Annotated in this window: 16 protein-coding genes; 3 read left to right on the top strand and 13 right to left on the bottom strand. The window is 43.0% G+C overall.

The window, feature by feature from the left end; translation table 11 throughout:
- Window positions 1-44: 44 nt before the first annotated feature.
- The 3 genes from HFE01_RS12905 to HFE01_RS12895 are packed head-to-tail and all read right to left on the bottom strand — an operon-like array spanning window position 45 to window position 5040.
- Entirely contained in the window at window positions 45-1043 is a 999-nt protein-coding gene (locus tag HFE01_RS12905) for an AraC family transcriptional regulator (protein WP_107733191.1), read from the bottom strand.
- A gap of 27 nt (window positions 1044-1070) precedes the next feature.
- Window positions 1071-2264 carry an MFS transporter gene (locus HFE01_RS12900; RefSeq protein WP_107733190.1) on the bottom strand — a complete coding sequence of 398 codons (1194 nt, stop codon included), beginning with the start codon at window positions 2262-2264 and terminating at the stop codon, window positions 1071-1073.
- Between the two features lie 28 nt (window positions 2265-2292).
- Window positions 2293-5040 (bottom strand): alpha-L-rhamnosidase, encoded by a 2748-nt coding sequence (locus tag HFE01_RS12895; RefSeq protein WP_107733189.1) that lies wholly within the window; start codon window positions 5038-5040, stop codon window positions 2293-2295.
- Between the two features lie 278 nt (window positions 5041-5318).
- Between HFE01_RS12895 and HFE01_RS12890 the strand changes: the two genes are divergently transcribed.
- Window positions 5319-6320 (top strand): hypothetical protein, encoded by a 1002-nt coding sequence (locus HFE01_RS12890; protein ID WP_107733188.1) that lies wholly within the window; start codon window positions 5319-5321, stop codon window positions 6318-6320.
- A 130-nt stretch (window positions 6321-6450) separates the two neighbouring features.
- Here HFE01_RS12890 and HFE01_RS12885 read toward each other — a convergent pair whose 3' ends face one another.
- The 3 genes from HFE01_RS12885 to HFE01_RS12875 form a co-directional block, all read right to left on the bottom strand.
- Window positions 6451-6858, bottom strand: a complete 408-nt coding sequence (locus HFE01_RS12885) for a hypothetical protein (protein WP_243208187.1) — start codon at window positions 6856-6858, stop codon at window positions 6451-6453.
- A 16-nt stretch (window positions 6859-6874) separates the two neighbouring features.
- Window positions 6875-7201, bottom strand: a complete 327-nt coding sequence (locus HFE01_RS12880; RefSeq protein ID WP_107733186.1) for a hypothetical protein — start codon at window positions 7199-7201, stop codon at window positions 6875-6877.
- 220 nt (window positions 7202-7421) lie between these two features.
- Window positions 7422-8621: an MFS transporter gene (locus HFE01_RS12875; protein WP_107733185.1), complete on the bottom strand. Its 1200-nt coding sequence runs from the start codon at window positions 8619-8621 to the stop codon at window positions 7422-7424.
- Between the two features lie 251 nt (window positions 8622-8872).
- Here HFE01_RS12875 and HFE01_RS12870 point away from each other — a divergent pair, with 251 nt between their 5' ends.
- Entirely contained in the window at window positions 8873-10633 is a 1761-nt protein-coding gene (locus tag HFE01_RS12870; protein WP_107733184.1) for a methyl-accepting chemotaxis protein, read from the top strand.
- Window positions 10634-10935: 302 nt separating this feature from the next.
- Complete coding sequence (locus HFE01_RS12865) at window positions 10936-12525, top strand: S-layer homology domain-containing protein (RefSeq protein WP_107733183.1); 1590 nt, start codon at window positions 10936-10938, stop codon at window positions 12523-12525.
- Between the two features lie 89 nt (window positions 12526-12614).
- On the opposite strand, the gene HFE01_RS12860 is transcribed toward HFE01_RS12865, so the two are convergent.
- The 7 genes from HFE01_RS12860 to HFE01_RS12830 form a co-directional block, all read right to left on the bottom strand.
- A complete protein-coding gene (locus tag HFE01_RS12860) occupies window positions 12615-13577 on the bottom strand; it encodes a helix-turn-helix domain-containing protein (protein WP_016821772.1) in 963 nt (320 codons plus the stop codon).
- Between the two features lie 130 nt (window positions 13578-13707).
- Window positions 13708-14103: a hypothetical protein gene (locus HFE01_RS12855; protein WP_107733182.1), complete on the bottom strand. Its 396-nt coding sequence runs from the start codon at window positions 14101-14103 to the stop codon at window positions 13708-13710.
- Window positions 14104-14145: 42 nt separating this feature from the next.
- On the bottom strand, window positions 14146-15129 hold the full coding sequence (locus HFE01_RS12850; RefSeq protein WP_117289337.1) for a sensor domain-containing diguanylate cyclase: 984 nt from the start codon (window positions 15127-15129) through the stop codon (window positions 14146-14148).
- Between the two features lie 24 nt (window positions 15130-15153).
- Entirely contained in the window at window positions 15154-15960 is an 807-nt protein-coding gene (locus tag HFE01_RS12845; protein ID WP_019688184.1) for an alpha/beta fold hydrolase, read from the bottom strand.
- Between the two features lie 86 nt (window positions 15961-16046).
- Window positions 16047-16397 carry a hypothetical protein gene (locus HFE01_RS12840; RefSeq protein WP_217484724.1) on the bottom strand — a complete coding sequence of 117 codons (351 nt, stop codon included), beginning with the start codon at window positions 16395-16397 and terminating at the stop codon, window positions 16047-16049.
- 106 nt (window positions 16398-16503) lie between these two features.
- Window positions 16504-17340, bottom strand: coding sequence for a methyl-accepting chemotaxis protein (locus HFE01_RS12835; RefSeq protein ID WP_102998936.1), 837 nt, complete (start codon window positions 17338-17340; stop codon window positions 16504-16506).
- 227 nt (window positions 17341-17567) lie between these two features.
- A complete protein-coding gene (locus HFE01_RS12830) occupies window positions 17568-19025 on the bottom strand; it encodes a glycoside hydrolase family 1 protein (RefSeq protein ID WP_102998937.1) in 1458 nt (485 codons plus the stop codon).
- Between the last annotated feature and the right edge of the window lie 17 nt (window positions 19026-19042).

Here is a 19042-nt window from a genome sequence, read left to right as displayed (position 1 = left end):
AACATATAGACGCCCAATTCAAATTGGACGTCCTTGTGTATTCTTCATTTTCTCATTTGTTTGTTTCGGATATTTTGCGGGGTGGCACCATACGCGGTCTTAAATTTTTTATAGAAAAAACTCATGCTGTTATATCCCACCTGCTTAAATATCATTTCGAACGGCAGGTTGGTATTCACAACCAAAGAATAGGCGGCATTAAGCTTAATGTTGGCAATCAGCTCAGTGTAAGTAAGACCCGTAACTTTTTTTAACTTGTTACTTAAATACGTGCTATTGTAATTAAAATGGTTAGATAATTGCTGTAGGCTTAAATGCTGATAATGCTCTTCCATGTAATTCAGAATAGAGGTAATATGATTTTCCTGCTGGTTTACATGAATATTATGCTCGATCTCCAATACACGGACCAATTCTCCAAATACAATTGGCAAATAAGCCTTGACCAACTCCATAGAGTCCTCTTGCCTGGAAAAATATTCGATTAAGATTCTACGCAATATATACTGAAGGTTCTCATTATGCTGTGACTCAAAAATAATAAAGTGATTATGGTGCTGATGCTGGAGGACAGAGTTGGCGAGAAATTCGCCGATCAAACTTTTTTTCTTGGATAGCCGCTGTAGAAAGAGGGACGAGATCGTTTCTCTTTGCAGCAGGATATTAATCAGTATATCGTTTTCTCCCAAAGGAGAGATGCTGTGCGGCACATCCTTATCCAGAACACACACTTGACCTTCACAAAGCTGAATCTCTTTGCCTGCTATAATTTGGTTGCATTTACCTGAGTAAACATAGTTTAATTCAATAAATTCATGCATGTGCTCTAGCATCGGAGCAAACCTGTTGTGCTTGCTAATATAAATATCATGTTCTCCGAAAAAGAATAAAGCGGGCATTCGATACATATTCAGATTCATATCAAAAAATCGCTCATTCTCCGATTCTTTAGAGAGATCATTAATCACCTGATTGCTTTGTTGTTGCAGAAGCTCAATTTCAGTTTTACTTCTCAGCAACTGATCCAACTCATGCAGGTTCATAAACACAGACTCCTCCTTCAGACTCCATTAACTGTGAATTGCCGTCTGTGTTTTGCTTTCCTTTCCTCTAATAGCGATTCCCAGACAGAGGAGCGCAGCAATCATAAATACAATCGCTGAAACGAGAAAGGAAAATGAGGCAGTTTCATTCCCAGACAACACCCCAACTAACTTGATGACATAAGGCGAAGCAAACGCTCCCAAATTGGAGCCCACCATTGCAATCGAAATAGAAATCGTCTCACTACCCTTAGGTACGATTTTAGTTAGTATAGTAAAAATATAAGGAATAAACAGCGCAAAGCTAAAGCCAATAATCAGCATGGCAACCGTAACCATCGTTACACTCTGAGCAAACCACAGCAGGACAAAGCCTGTTGCTGTTAATAGACTGGAGATAAAAGGTGCGTAATTTCTGAACCATTTATATATTCTACCAAACAAGAAGCCTGCAATCATAGTTGATAAGGAGAACAGCGTTAAAGCGGTTCCTAAAAACCCTGCGTTAAGCATACTCTTTTCAGCAATCATAATACCTGTTTTGGTATACACAATCATGATAAAGGTCATAAACAGGAATAGTGCAGCCCCTAAGCCAAGTACAGGTAGGGATACTCCCCTACTCTTGTTACCCGTTCCTGTCGTGCACACTGTAGGCTCCCCACGCTCTGGTTCAGGGATGATAAAAAAGAATAACAGTGCGATCGGAATCGTGATCGCATAGCACAAAAAGGCAAACGGCCAGTCGATTAGGGCAAGCTGTCCTGCCACAAAGGTAGCCAAGCTGCTTCCGAGCCCTTGTACAGCGCTTTGAAAGCCTACCAATTGAGCACGTTCGTCCCCTTCAAAAAAATCACTAATTAAACTGACAGCCAGCGAATTGAACATCCCCAGGCCTGCGCCTAGCACCAAACGCAACGCGAGAATCCATGTAATGTTCGTAGTGAGCATAGGAAGTATTCCGCCGATGACCACGAGCAAAAGTCCTAGCAGGACTGTATTTTTTTTACCCAGGCGAGAAGAGATCGGACCACTCAGCAGCACAAACAGCATCATCGAGAAGGACGGGATCGTAACTACGCTTTCAATCAGCGAACTGGAGACTCCCGGTAATTGGTTCAGCATCATCGGGATGACAGCCGAAATAGCACTCGCTGATGTCAGGACTAAGGAAATAGACAGCAACGCCGTTTTAAACCATATTTTGTTTTTGATATTCATCAAGCTTCTCACCTCTAGTCTATGTTATTTAGCCCTGGTTGTATTTGTATTGGAACGTATACTGTCCAGACCCGGCGGTAAACGTCAATTCATGGTCTCCACTCTTTTGGAAAGTCGCCTGTTCTCCGGTAGAACCTAATTTTCCGGCCAGCTCTCGTGGCACATTACCAGGCGGATACTGAATGGACGGGTATTGTGTGGTAATGGTCTGTTGTAGCGTATCCAGCTCCATAACGCCTGAAAGCGTAATCTCAGCTGTCGTATTATGTGGTACGTGAACCGTCATCTGCATTTCCTCATTCACGATTTCCCAATGGACAGCAAGCGCACCATATGGTGTCTCCAGCTTGCCATGGGCCGAAGTAAGATTAATAGGCGGTTTGGGTGCTAACCGTGACTTTTTGTAGCCCGCTTCAAGCACATCGATTCCGGCAATATTTTGGTACATAAAGTCTCCAACTGAACCGTACGAATAGTGATTGAACGAATTCATATCAGTGCTCCAGAAGGAGCCGTCCACTTTGATGCTGTCCCAATGCTCCCACATGGTCGTGGCCCCACGTTCAACCTGATAGAGCCAGGAAGGATAATCATTCTGGAATAAAATTTTATAAGCTACATCTGTATAGCCATTGTCGGATAAAACTAGGCATAGATAGGGCGTGCCCACAAAGCCGGTATCCAGATGCATATCATTTTTTTCTATCAGCCGTACAAGCTCCTGGATCACTTGCTTTTTATAGCTTTCTGGTACCAATCCGAAGTGCAAAGCCACAACCTGTGCAGTTTGGGTATTCGAAGTCAGCTTGCCAGCGTCATCAAAATAACGGTTCGCAAAAGCGGCTTTAATCCCTTCATGCAGGCTTTGATAGGTGTTGTAATCGGTATAGCGATTCAGCAGTTTGGCCGTCTGCGCCAAAATATGAGTCGAATACGCAAAGTATGCAGTCGCTACCAGCGTTCCATCGGTCGCCCCAAAATAGCTTCCTTCCTCGCTGTCCAGCGCCAACCAGTCTCCCAGCTGCAAACCACTATCCCACAGATGCTCCTCAGTCCCCTGGGCACGGATATAATCGACCCATGCTTTCATACTGTCATACTGCTGGGCTAAAATTTGCTTATCCCCATAACATTGATAGATCGTCCACGGACATATAACCGCCGCGTCCCCCCATGCTGCCGTCGTTTTGTCCATATTATCTGCAAAGGTTCCTTTGAGGACGTCCGGCACGACAAAAGGCACAGCCCCATTCTCCAGCTGGTTGTAAGCCAAATCTTTCAGCCACTTTCGGAAGAAGGAAGCACTATTCATATTGAAGCTGGCCGTTCTGGCAAAAATCTGTGCATCGCCGGTCCAGCCTAATCGCTCATCACGCTGCGGGCAATCGGTCGGTACATCCAGGAAGTTCCCCTTTTGTCCCCATACAATATTGTGCTGGAGTTGATTGAGCTTTAGATCGGATGTCTCGAACAAGCCAATTGTCTCCATATCTGAATGCAAAACAACGCCTGTAAAATCTTCAATCGCTACGCCAGCCGGAAAGCCCTCTAGCTTCACATATTGGAAGCCTTGAAAAGTGAAATGCGGCCTAAATATCTCCGTCCCCTTGCCGCTGCAAATGTACGTAATCTGCTGCGCTGCATCCCGAATGTTATCTCGGTAAAAGTTCCCTTGCTGATCCAGCACTTCACCATGTATCAAATTCAGAACCGTACCCTCAGGAGCTTCAACTTTAAATTCCAGCCAGCCTACCATATTTTGACCCAAGTTAAGAACCAGTTCGCCTTTAGGCGTTTGAATCAGTTCAACAGGCTTTAATCGGTTCATTACACGGACAGGCTCGTTCTCCTGAGCAACCAGATGACTTAACGGAAACGGGACGACCTGCATCATTTTCCGTTCATTCAAGGAGCGATGCTCGCCTGCCTGCTGCTCCAATCGGGCATCATAGATTTCGCCGTTATAAATATCCGACATCAAAATGGCACAGCTCGTTTCCTCCCAGGAAGAATCTGAGCAAATGAGTTCTGAACGGCCATCTTCATAGCTAATCTTCATTTGAAATAACAAAGCATTCGTGTTCCCGTAGGTATCCTTGCGCTTTTGCCAGCCTAGATAGCCGCTGTACCAGCCTTCTCCTACCGTGGCTGTGATGCGATTATGTTGTTCTCGAATGGTAGAAGTCACATCATAGGCTTGCACCTGGACACGATCGTTATAATCTGTCCATCCCGGGGTAAAATAGGCATCGCCTACTCTTTGTCCATTTAGCTCCAGCTCATATAGACCAAGGCTTGTGGCATAAATGACTGCTTTTTTTACTTTTCCCTCAACTGAAAAACACTTGGAGGAAGCAAAAGGGGCTCTCGTCTGAAACTTTTCATGGAGGCTTCGCTCCTTCACTGTAATCCATTCTGCCTTCCAGTCCTGCTCAGAAAGCAGCCCCATTTCCCAAAAGCCAAACTCACTCCATTCCGATTCCTCCGGTTCGGTGTCACCTGCTCCCTGAGCCCATACTTTTACCCGGTAATAATATCGTTGTCCGGATTCCAGTGGAGGACCTCCATAGGGAAACAAAATAGATTGCTCCGAATAGGAAAAATGATTCCAAATCAGCGGTTCAAAAGTAGGATGTATGGATACTTGCAATTGGAAGCGTTTTTGGAAAACGTATATGTTGTCAGATTCAATTTGCCAGCTTAGTCGCGGCTTTAGGCAGCTCAGTCCAATCGGATTGTTTAAATGTTCACATCTAAGCGCTTTCACTTTTAGCATTCGTATGTCCTCCCTGAGGTCTTCTTTTGTGTTTCTATACTCAAATTAAAACGCTTCCAATAGTTGTGCGCAATGTTGTATCCCTGCATGTTGTATGCTTGATTTACAGGTGTTGAATGTCCAACCCTTATATTGAATCTTAAAATGGGTCTATTAGAAAAATATGTACGTGTATACATCGCTGCTACACTAAGCGATCCCGTCTCAAAAGGAAATCGCTTGTTTTATATACATATGGATTGTAGTATTAAGCCGATCAAGAAAGGAGAATCACAGTATTGGAAACGAACTACAAAAGGCTGCTGGATCAGATGATGGCACCCTATGATGAAATGCTGCAGAGTCTAATAAGTGATCACGCCGATTTTTCGAAGGTTGACTATTTGGAGCAACACAATGAGGAATATGGAAAAAGTGATGCCAATTATACCAATCGCTTGAAGGTGCTTTTGGCTATGTATAATCGTGAGGATCGAGATGCCCCGCATTACGAACCGATTGTGAGAAGGCTGCTCGTGAATGAGATTATAGATAGGGAAACGAACAGTTTTCAGGGGATTGGCGATGCTCTGTATTACGCCATTTTTTCACTGCAAAAGTATGAGCGTGAGCAGGACCAAATTTTGTTCCAGCAGGCCAAGAAGGCCAATTTCGATACATATGCCGGGTTTGACCCTGAGTTGATTTTGGAAACATATTTGTTCAGCAAAGATACAGCTGATCTTGAGGATTGCATCAATATCGCAAGTGAGCTCGGGGAAGATATGTATCTATCATTATTTATCGATTTGTGGATCAGAGAGCAGACGGATTGGAACAAAGAAAATTTACAGGCACTCGTTTATCATGAGAGATGGCGCAACCATCCAGAAGGTGAAATTGAAGCCCTTAAAAAGCTGGCCGAAATGGAAAAAACAGAAGGAAATCATCATAATTACTGTTCTACTGCATCTAACTTGGCAGAGAAGTTCATTGAAACAGGTCGATTGGATGAAGCGTGGGAAACGATGGTAACCATTATTCCGCTTATTACGAAGGAAAAAGAATGGTTCCTGTACGGACTTGGTCGCAATATTATTACCTCCTGTATCCATATCATCTTGCATTTTGGGGCAGAAAGCCTGCAGGCCTCTTCATTATGGCAAACAATAAAAGGGATTCTTCAACCTGCCGCTAACAATATGGGGACCAATCAATATCAGCTTGCTGTATCTGCCAGCAAATTTATGGCAGATACCGAATTGGAGCAAACGTTAATCAGAAACCAAAAGCACCGTTAATAATCCAGTTGCAACAAGGAGACTGTCGCGTGTACTGCAAAGAACCAGGCACTCGACTCAGTGGCTCGCCGTCCGGTCGCCCCTCGAAGCGAGGGGCAGCAAAAATACGGATTGCAGTGCATGGCCTTCTCTACAGATTTCCGGTCACGATAATACCATCTGCTTGCTTCAGATGCGCTCTGACCCATGCTGTAAAGGAATCGATAAATAGGCGTAATTCTGGCTCCTTGGCAGGCCAAGTATCCAATTGTGTTAATATTTCATGCCATACCGACGCCTGAATCGGATTATCCCAGCAGGGGTCAAAAGCCTCATACGTTTCTCCCGTATCAGGATCGACAAGTGGATATTTGGACTTTAACGCAGACAGCACGATATCAAAGTCATCTGCGTAGATGAATATCATCTCCTCCAGCTTCGGTTCATCAGTATCCCCATAACGCAGCGGTTCAAAAGTATATCCAATATTGGCTCGTGGACCCCTATAGCGATAGATTAGTGTCTGAATCTCTTTTTTGTCCTTCTTACTCAATCTCACCCACCCCTTTCTTCGGCTATAACTCGAACCAATCCGCAGCGCATTTCTCTTCTTCCAGCACCCTGCACATTCCTTCCCTCAACCTCATCGCATCTCCGCCGCCGATATGAAATAGACAATAGATATAAGGTTCATTATCTTCTAAACCTTCAATATTTCTTGCCTCTTCCAATGAAATCTGGAGCGCTTCAGGCCAATCAGAATTATTCTGAAGCAGGACAAAACCATCCTCATCCCTTTGCATCCGATATCCGTCAATCCTAGGCAATGCTTCAGCTAAGCGTTCCATTAGCGCTTTAATATCCTTAACATTTGCGACCTTAATTCCATACTCCCAACCCATCTGCATTCCTCCAACACGTTTTCAAAAAATCTGACTTAAAGACCTGAGTGCGTACAAGCTGTATTTTTTGTTTAATGCCACCCATTTTTGCCGGATTTCCATAAGCTCTTTACTTCCTTCTGGTTTTCCTGAAATTTCTTATAACTTATTATAATAGATATAGGCTTCCGGTGAGTATACTCCGGAAGCCTATGGATTCATCTAATCACTCTTTTATTTATCATGCCTTGTCAGGCACAGGCTTACTATTCCCGTCTCCCTTTTTTACCCCCAGCATAACGATAGCCATACAAGCAACCAGAACCGCTATAAGAATAAAGGGAATATATTTGTCTACTCGATATAAAGTGGTCGTCAAAATAGGAGCAATGATCGCGGAAATTCCCTGTATCGCAGCTACCAGCCCTGCTGCTCCCCCTTGCTGTTCTTGACTGACCGAAAGCGAAGCACCTGCCATAAATCCGGGCATCAGTAAGCCCGTGCCTATGCCAAACATAAAGAACGCTGCATAGTAAAGGGCCCAGCTGGCTGAAATCAGAAAAAATGCCATTCCAGCAATCAGGAATAGAGAACCGAGCAAAATCATCGGCTTAGGCTGCCATTTAAGCCATTTCATTTGGATGATCTGCACGATCAGCATCGCTGCTCCGGAGAACATAAGTCCAAAGGAAACAACTCTTGCTGTTTCTTCGGATGTAAGACCTAACTGATCTTGAAAATAAAAACCACCTATAACCTGAATAGTCACAATACTAATCATCGTAACCAAGCCTGCAAACAAATACATTCTTAGACCTGGCTGGAGGGGATTAATTCGAGCAGGTTTTTGCTGAATAACAGGCTGGGCGGCCGGAATCGCCAGTAGAGACACCACGAATGCAACAGCGGCAATGACAATTCCAAAGTATAAGGGCCATAACAGTCCTATTAAAGTAAAGGCACCTGCAATCGCGGGGCCAAATACCAGCCCAAGCCCATTCGCCGCACTAATAATAGCCATACCACTTCCACGCTCTTCACCCTCCGTTACATCCCCCATATAAGCTTGGGAAGATGACAGCACCGCCGGGATAAAGCCGCCAATTAAGCCGCGTGTAACAATCAGCAGGACTAACAGCAGTCCCCCACTGAGCCAACCCTTTAATCCTGCAAAAAGGGTAAGCGTAAACAACAGACAGCTTACACACATCCCTATAAACCCAAGCAAAATCACAGGCTTGCGGCCCTTTGCATCACTCAGATTTCCCCATACTGGAGCCATTAAGGCCATCGTTATAGAACCAAGCGATATAATTATTCCGGAATGGCTTTCTCTTAAGCCTAATTCACGAATAAGGGGCGGCATAATTGGAGCAATGAGCATGAGCCCTAGCATAGCCACAAAAACACTGAAAAAGATGCTCCCTTTTATTCTATTCATCCTCGCACACTCCTCTGTTATAGATTCTCTCTATGTAGAAGTATACGGAGCATACCAAAAAGCTACTGCCTATAGACGGATAAATTTGCGGTTAAACGGATTTAATTTAGCCTATAAAACAGCAGCCAGGCTGAAAGGGCTTAATTTCCTGACGAGTTTTTACGATATATGATGTACAGTCTTTTTACCTTTAGTAACAAAACGCAGTTGTGGGTTGAGTCTGTATATCGATCTCTAAGGGGGAAATCACAGTGAAAACAAAGATAGGATCAATCATGAAGGTGAGATCGTTAAGGGCGAAGTTAACCATAATGTGCTTGATTATTTTAATTGTACCTACTTTTGTGATTGGAAGCAGTTCTTATGTTGTTTCTAAGAATGAAATGAATGAATCAGGCAAAGTGGCACTTAAGAATAGTGTGCAAATGGTAATTGGTATGATTAGTTTCCTCAATGGGCAAGTCGAAGCCGGTAATTTAACATTGGAGGAAGCACAGGAAAAACTGCGCATCGAACTGCTCGGTGTAAAAGATGCTAATAACAAAAGACCGGTAAAGATTAAATATACTGTAGGTAAAACAGGTTATCCGTGGGCAGTCAACCAAGATGCGGTTTCCGTGATGAACCCTTCAAATGAAGGCCAGGATTTAATAAATGCCGTATCCGAAGACGGTGTGCATGTGGGAAAAGAGTTTGTAGAAGCCGGTACAAACGGCGGGGGATTCGTCACTTATAAATGGGCTTTACCTGGTACAGATCAAGTAGAGACGAAAATCTCGTACGTTGAGAAGGATCCTTATTGGGGGTGGATCATCGGTTCTGGAGCATATTTTAACGAATTTAACAGCGGAGCGACCAAAGTCCTTTATATTGTCCTGATTATTACGGCTGTTGCGGTTATTCTGGGAGCAGTTATCGTAAGCTTTGTTTCGGGACGTTTTACGAAACCTATTATCACGATTGCAAAGCGGCTTAACTCAGTTGCGGACGGTGATTTAACAGTCCAAGAAGTCAAAATGAATTCAAAAGATGAGATCGGTGAGCTTGCACAGGACTTCAATCATATGATTAAAAATATTCGATTTCTGATCGGTGAGGTAAACCTGTCCACCAAGCAGGTCGCTGCTTCCTCAAAAGAATTGACCCTTGGAGCAGAGCACACTGGACAGGCAACCGAGCATATCACCGTCGCAATTCAGGAATCGGCGGCCGGTGCGAAGGAGCAGCAACTGATGCTTCAGAAGACAACCAGCTCGCTTGAGGAAATTTCAATAGGTATGCAACGGATCACGGATAGCTCCTTGACTATTGCTGAATCGTCTGCAGACGCGATGGAAATGGCAAGCCTTGGCGGTACTGCTGTACAACATACAGTGAAGCAAATGGACTTGATTAACCATTCTGTCAATGAAACCGATGCGGTTATGAGAATGTTGGATGAACGCACTCAACAGATCGACACGATGCTACATGCCATTACGGATATCGCACAGCAGACCAATCTGCTTGCCTTAAATGCTTCGATTGAGGCTGCCCGTGCAGGCGAAGAAGGCCGCGGTTTCTCCGTAGTTGCTTCAGAGGTAAGAAAGCTGGCCGAACAATCGAATCAGTCTTCCGGGCAGATTTCTGAGTTGATTCAGAATATGCGCAAAGATATGGAGCATTCGCTTCAGACCATGGAACGCGTAAAACAGGATGTCGACTCCGGCATTAAAATTGCCAATGAGACGGAGCAGCAGTTTAATAAAATTGTGGCGTCCACCAATCATATCGCACAGCAAACGGAAGAGCTTGCAAGCATCACGGAGCAAATAACCGCAAGTGTCCAGGAAATTTCAGCAAGTGGAGAAAACGTATCGAGTCTGGCGCTCCAAGCGGCGGACAACTCGCAGAATATTGCAGCGTCTGCAGAAGAACAGCTAGCTTCGATGCAGCAGATCACCAGCCTGGCAACGACCTTGTCGGATATGTCACAGAAATTACAGGATCTAACGGTCAAATTTAAATACTAACGGAATAAGTCTTTCCAAAATATCACGCTAAACTGTCATTCATATTATGAGGTCAACCATTTCTTTCTGGTTGACCCTATTTGCATTTGCTCTGAGAAATTACGGAAAAGGCTCGCAAATCGTGATCCCCTTCTAGCGATGTGAATTGGGCACGGTTTTTATCGATTTGGTTCAGAATTGGTTCAGAGGCATTTAGTATAGTAAATCAGTAGTGTAAGAAAGAAAAATTATATTAGTAGGTTAGTCATCATGGAGGATCCTAGTAAGTTCATCGTGACACCGGAATTTTATGGAGGAAATTTATGCGTAAAATCAAGTCTTTTTGTTTATCTTATCTTGCTATTATCGTTTTATTTGGAACCTGGACATGGAGTTTTTCCGAGAGTGCTGTGTATGCAACCTCCCCACCAGTACCTAGTGTAACGGATGCTGTGTATGCTACTGAAACCACAGTAACGAGTTGGACAAATCCTTCTAAACAAGGTCAATCCGTAACGTTTAGCATCAAAACCATCTCAACTCCACAAATTACGAAGGATTTAACCGGCACGGTGGTCCTTATGGATGGTACGGATATATTAGATACGCTGACGATGAGGCCAAATGGCATTGCGAATGGATATGCCACTGCCACTTACACCACAAGTAATCTAAGTGTGGGAAGTCACCCGATTACGGCTATATATAGTGGGGATGCTCGATTTATTCCCAGTACATCTGAGCCATACATTCAGGTCGTAAATGCATCTGCACCTACACCTTCACTGAGACCTACAGTAACTACAGTATTGAGTTCGACGAATCCGTCTAGTCAAGGTCAAGAAGTAAGGTTTAGCGTGAGGACAACTTCAAACCCACAAACGTCGGGCGATTTAACTGGAACGGTCATTCTTATGGACGGCACGAATGTATTAGATACGCTGACGATGGAGCCGGTGGGCATTTCGAACGGCTATGCCAATGGGTACTACACTACAAGAGACTTAAGTGTGGGAAGCCACGCGATCACTGCTATATACAGCGGGGATGCTCGATTTGCCCCGAGTACATCTGAAGCGTATATACAGGTTGTAAATGGAAATGCAAGCACTGGTGGTACTGAAAACACTGGCGGAACTGGTGATACTAGCAATAACGACAGCAGCAGTAGCAATAAAAAAGATAAGAAGGATAACACGGATAGCAGTGATTCATCTTCTTCCAGTGAAACAACCACACCTTCATCACCATCGGTTTCTTCAACGGTTTTACCGACTCCAGAAATCATGCCAGTAGAGCAATCCGAGGTTGCGCATGAAAAATATATAACGGGTTATCAGGATGGTACTTTCCGACCGGACCAGTCGATTACACGGGCTGAAACCGCTGCAATGATGGCTAGGATTATGAAGTTGGAGACAAAAGAAGGCTCAACGACATACAAAGATGTACCTAGCACGTATTGGGCAAAGGATTCGATTATAGCACTTACGACACAGCACCTCATGAATGGGTATGCAGATGGAACATTTCGACCAGAGCAACCCATTACCCGTGCAGAAATGGCAGCAATACTCGCATCCTGGAAGCAGCTTAAAGGAACACAAACCACAGCTTCTCCTTATACCGATATCGAAAAACATTGGGCAAGAGATTCCATTGTAGCGTTAGCTAATGCAGGATGGATTACCGGCTATAATGATGGAAGCTTCCAACCCAATAAATATATAACACGCGTAGAAACCGTTACAATTTTGAACACAATCTTAAAACGAGGACCCCTGGAAGGAACCATTCAGGCTACATGGAAGGATGTACCAACAGATTACTGGGCATTCAAAAATATTGAAGAAGCGTCTCGTACCCATACTTCAACCATCAATACAGATGGCATTGAAACTTTCGTGAAATAAGCACCAAATAAAAAGGCTGGAGTCCTATCTATACAGGGTTCCAGCTTTTTGTTTACTTAATATTTTTTAACATGGTCAAAACAGAATTTTTAAAATAATTTCTTTAAAGATGATGGCTTCACTCCGTATTCCCGGAAAAATTGCTCTGAAAATGCACTCACATTACTGTATCCTACAGCCATCGCAGCTTCTGTTACATTGCTTTCCTGGCTTCGAAGCAGCTTCATCGCATATTCAAGACGAATTTGGCGCAAATGTTCAAATACAGTTGTTCCAAAACATGCTTTGAATCCTTTTTTTAATTTAAAATCATTTAATCCAACCTTTTTTGATAATGCGATCAGTGAAGGAGGATCAATCATGCTGGATTCAAGGATTTGCCGAGCCATATGCAACTTTCTGACATCTTCTTTAGATAGGCCTTCGGGCATGGGAGTTAAATCAAATAATTGAATCATAAACCTATTCAAAATCTCTAGTGCCGCTGCTTCCATTAATAAAGGCGATCTATGCACACTTTTCAAGTCTTTGATCAAATGTTCAATCATCACTATACTTCTGTGATCCAGTTCAAAACTAAGATGATGGAACGCAGCACCCTTCAGAATTTGATTAAATTCAATAGCTACCTGTCGACGAGCTGCCAACTGTGAAGCTGCATAATTAAACAACGAGACAGGAATGCCAAGCGCAAAGGATTGGTATTGTTCGTTAACAGGAGGATGGAAATATGCTTTGAAATCCTGTAAAAAAATAAGAGCACCCCGCCCTATCGGGAGCGTGTAGTCCAGACCAGCTATATTTACATGACGTTGACCCGAAAGTGCAAATTGAAGTTCAATCATTTGTCCTCTGGAGGCAAAGTTCGTCGGATAAGGCTCGTGATATTGAATATGCGAATACACAATCTCGATTCCGCTGTAAGTCGTAACTCGGTAAATATGTCCGTCGCCCGCTTCCGGTAACATCATATACGTATGCTCGTTTTGTTTTCTAAACGGAGTTTTTTCTAAATAATGCTGATATATTAATGATAACGAATTTGAATTCACTAGCGTCCACCTCAAAGGTTTTCATTCATTCTGATACCACAAATGAGAATCGTTATCATTAATATTAGCTGAATTTGACTGGTTTGACCAGGCTTATTGGAGTATGCTGTAGAGATATTCGGGGAATCTATTAATCCCAATCCATATAAAACGTTGCCTTCAATTTACCCTTCTCACATGCTGGGCAGCTCAAATGAACCGGCACATTGTTTTCAATGTGTTCCTGCTGCATAACACTCGCGCATCTAGGACAAGCATAAGAAATTTTATACTGTGATGAGTCCGATTCCATCTCAATAAACAATTCATTGCGGATGGCCTGACAGACCGGGCACACATACAGAGCGTCATAAGCATCATATCTCATCGAAGGGTTGCCTATGAATTCCTCAATACGCCGTTTAAGGGCAGCATCCTGTACAAACGAAGCAATGGATTCCAAACGCATATATAATAAACCAAACCCCACAAATATGTTCTCAGTATACGCACAGATATCACAGTCCAGCTTGTACGCTTCCCCCATTTTTATCCTCCCCAGCTCTTCTAAGGTTATTGAAGCCTCTACCTATTTCTTTACAAGACTTGCTGCATGCGTGACCCGGTTTCTCCCGCCACTCTTGGAAGCATACAGTGCCAAATCTGCTTGATGAACTATCGATTGTTCCGTATCCGCTTGCGTAACCGTTGCCACGCCAATACTCACAGTAATGCTGTAATCTCCCCAATCCCTTGAGGCCGTCGTGGAGCGATATCTTTCTGCTGCACGAATGGCTTCCTCTGCGTCGTTGCCCGGAAGAATAATGACAAACTCCTCGCCACCATAACGAGCGACAATATCCATCTCCCGTGACATGGATTGTAGTAATTCAGCCAGATTAGTGAGCACCAGGTCGCCCACCGGATGACCATAAGTGTCATTAATGCTTTTGAAACGATCAATATCAATGATCAGCAACGAGAAAGGTATTCCGGTCTCTTGAAAGGAGGCTAGGCTGATTTGTAATTGATCTTGAAAATATCTTCTATTTTTAAGCCCAGTTAACGGGTCGGTTGACGCCATCGTTTCTAGCTGGTGATTGATCCGCACTAGTTCCTGCTGTTTGATTTCATATTCTTCGTGCAACCGTTCAAGCTTCTGGTTTGCTTCATTCGTCGCCTGATATAATTCCTGAAGCTTGGTTTTGGTCTGTAGTATATCTTTCTCATGTTCAATCCGCTTACGCATCATAAGCACTACACAATCAATAACAGCTTCTCCATTGCGTTCCTGCCGAACTCCGTTTAGAAGTACAGGCACATCCTGTCGATCACTTGTGCGAAACGAGAAGTACATCTCATCAACATGCCCGTACAACTGGATGTAGGGATAAAAATAAGTATGAAAAAATAGCTTGTTCGTAACAGACATTGTCGTTTCAATCGGCCGCCCGAGCAATTGATCATGTTCATAAAGAAGCATGTCCAATAAAGTTTGATTTACCGATTGAATGATCCCAGCGTCCGAAATTGAAAAGTATCCACAGGGAGCTTTATCTAATTGAATATCCATTGCATGACTGCCTTTCTTTCGATATTACACACTGGCTAAATATTCTTTGATTAAATCGCTCGTTTCTCCTGGTTGGCTTAAATGAGGATAATGCCCCTTTGCTCTCATCTGCTGAAGTCTGCTGTTTCTAAGATGGGTATGCAAATAATCCCCTACCTCAATTGGAGCAATACTATCGTCTGAGCACTGGAGAATAAGCGTAGGAACCGAAGCATGCTGAAGATCGACACGGCAATCTGAAAAAAATGTAACCTCTGCGAATTGCCGTGCAATATGAGGATCTCTGGAGCAAAATGCCTTTTCCAACTCTTCGGTTAAGTCCCCTCGCTCGGGATTTTGCATAGCAATGGGCGCCATGTAACTAGCCCAGCCAATAAAGTTCATTTGCATCATATCCAGTAATTCATCAATATCACTCTTATCGAAACCTCCATAATAAGAAGGCAGGTCATTCACATAGCGTGGAGAAGGACCGAGCATGACAATGCGTTCAAAATATTGAGGGCTTCGGATGGATGCGAGCATTCCGATCATGCTGCTAACGGAGTGTCCGACGAATATGGTATTCCGTAATTCTAACGCTTCCATAATATCCAGCACATCTTGAGCATATCCTTGCAAGTCACTGTATTTTTGGGAATCATAGTATTTTATTTGGGAATCTCCAGAACCAACGTAATCAAATAAGACGATTTGGTAGTTGTCGATAAAGCTAGGGACGATATAACGCCACATATCCTGATCGCATCCAAAGCCGTGAGCAAATACAATCGTCTGGCTGCCTGTACCCAACACTTTTACATTATTACGTCGGAGAATATCAACGGTCATTGTAAATCACCTCTCTGAGGTAGTATCTGTTCTATGGCTTCTCTTCCCTATTATATCGGAAAAGATTTGATTATGGATAATGGATCTCATTCATAAATCCAGCGTTTAATGATCCCCTTTACCTTGTGCACATGTTGCTGTGATGGGGAACAAATAATAACTAATTCGTTTTTCCCATTCGTATCTAACCAATAGTGAACGTCATCCCCCTCATTAACCGTTTCATGAATGATTCTGATGGATTTATGACTTATTTTCGATTTAGCCGAAAAAATGGGGTTCATATCCATAACTTTCTGACCATTAGAAAAGGATGTGTTGTAATAAGGAATCCCCCAGTTCTCTTTATCCTGATGTTGTACTAAATTTAGAAATACACGCACCCAATAATCCTCTAGTTCTGTGTAACTCTGTTCATTCAACCCATTCAAATTCATATATGTATCCACTCCAAATGATTTAATAAACTTAAAAAAGTCTCGCCCTGTGATCACATTTCCATGACGGAATGCACAATTCACAGACCGAGACTTCTTCCAATCTTTATTTTACATCCACATCATTCGTGATTTTCTCTATTAAACCTCTCAAGCCTTGGTTGGTATCATTTAATTGATCAATAATATTCATGAACTCCGATACAAGCTTGGCCTGCTCCTGGGAAGATACAGTAATCTGCGTAATCTCTTGTTCCATACTATAAACCGATTGTCTGACAGCTTGCAAGGATTGCTCGATTCGACCAGTGGCTTCCTTGGTGCCCGTAGACATCTTGCGGATTTCTGCGGCAACAACCCCAAATCCTGCTCCTGCCTCACCCACCCGAGCAGCTTCAATGGCTGCATTTAGTCCAAGCAAGTTTGTCTGCTCTGAAATTTCCTTGATGTAGCCAGCCACCTCAGTCACATTACCAGAGTCCTCAACCGCCTTTTTCGTATTGCTTAAAATTTCCTCGGCTGTCGCACTAAGCTCCTCCGAATGGGCTGCTACATGCTGAATCCCTTCCACTAGCTTGCTTGTAACATCCTCTGCTTGGCCCATCAACTTCTTCAGTTGATCCTGATTATCCATACTATAGGTGATGCACATTACTGCCTCAATCTCATTCTGTTCATTCTTTATCGGATGAAAGTATGAATCAGCAGCAAACCCGAAAACTTCGGCATCATAGCGAACTCGGGTCTTTTCTCCGTCTACTAGCATTTTGAAGTTCTTGTGTACATCAGGGAGAGGGTCGCCTGCCTTGAAATCATAGACTAAACTTTTCCCCGACTGAAAGAATAGAAATTTTTCTTTATCCATTACAGATATTAAAACATCATGTCGTGCAGCTTCTCTAATAAACGGCATGGCAGACAAAACAGCTTCTACTTGATTCATAATATGTATCCACTTCCTTATATTTTGTTATCCACCCTACCCTTTATTTCGACATTTTCACCCCATGTGTTTAGTAAAATTAACATACTATTGACTATGGTGATCTCCTAATCTGTATACATTCACCGTAGTTTCCTGAAGGGAAGCTGGTTTTAAATCCAAACAGCGCATACCTACTGAATAGGCATGCGCTGACTGCATCACTTTTTGAAGACACACACTAATATTTAGTCCAGCTGTTCCCCATTAGTTTCGATCACACTCTTATACCAATAAAAGCTCTTCTTTCTGGATCTGGCAAGTGTTCCTTTACCTTCATTATCCTTATCGACGTATATGAATCCATAGCGTTTTTTCATTTCACCGGTTCCCGCACTTACTAGATCAATACATCCCCAAGGTGTATAACCTATTAAATCTACTCCATCAGCAATGGCTTCTTTCATTTGCTCAATGTGCTGCTTTAGATAATCAATTCGATAAGCATCTTGAATGGAGCCGTCTTCTTCCACTGTATCCACAGCGCCCAGACCATTTTCCACAACCATTAACGGGATTTCATATCGATTATAAATGTTATTGAGGGACCATCTCAATCCCTGCGGATCGATTTGCCAGTCCCAGGCGCTTGCTTTTAAATAGGGATTCTTTAATCCCATGGATAAATTCCCACCCACCTTCTCCTGATTGGGGTCTGCACTGACACAAGTGGATGAATAATAACTGAAAGTATAAAAATCTACGCATCCTTCTTTTAAGACGTCCTCATCATTGTCCTGCATCGTAATTTGGATATTATGTTCTTTAAAATATCGTTTGGCAAATCCGGGATAAGCACCTCTTACTTGAACATCTGAACATAGGAAATTACTCAAGTTATCCTTTTGTTGAGCGAGCAAAACATCATCGGGGTTACAGGTAAGTGGGTATGAACACATATAAGCAATCATACAGCCAATTTTAAAATCCTTATTGATTTCATGCCCCAGCTTTACTGCCTTTGCACTGGCTACAAATTGATGATGCAAAGCTTGATACAGGTCCTGCTCATCCTTCACTGTAGCATGGGCAAGCTCTCCATTCCCCTCTGGCATCATCGCTCCAGCCATGAACGCCCCAAAAGACAAGGTTAAGATATTGATTTCATTAAAGGTGAGCCAGTATTTTACAACATCTTTGTATCTGTTAAAAAGAACTTCACAATATCTTACATAAAAATCTACCACTCTGCGATCTGACCAGCCGTTATATTTTTGGGTTAAATGAAACGGTGCTTCATAATGTGAGATCGTAACCAACGGCTCAATGTTGTACTTTTTTAATTCTGCGAACACACGATCATAGAACTGCATGCCTTGCTCATTCGGCTCTGTATCATCTCCGTTAGGAAATATTCTGGACCAAGCGATGGACATTCTAAAAACCTTGAAACCCATTTCAGCAAATAATCGGATATCCTCTTTATAATGATGGTAGAAATCAATAGCCTCGTGACTTGGATAGTTCATTCCTTCTTCCAATACAGGCGTAATTCTTCGGGAAATAGTATGCGTCCCGGCTGTTATTACATCAGCAGTGCTTAGTCCCTTACCATCCACGTTATACCCACCTTCAAATTGGTTAGCAGCCGTGGCCCCTCCCCATAAAAATCCTTGTGGAAACTCCTTGGTTATATTATTGTTCATAGTTCATTCCTCCTAAA

It is taken from the genome of Paenibacillus sp. EKM10P (assembly GCF_011800655.1).
In the GTDB taxonomy this organism is placed as follows: Bacteria; Bacillota; Bacilli; order Paenibacillales; family Paenibacillaceae; genus Paenibacillus; species Paenibacillus polymyxa.
This window is presented reverse-complemented; position numbering and strand designations above follow the sequence as displayed.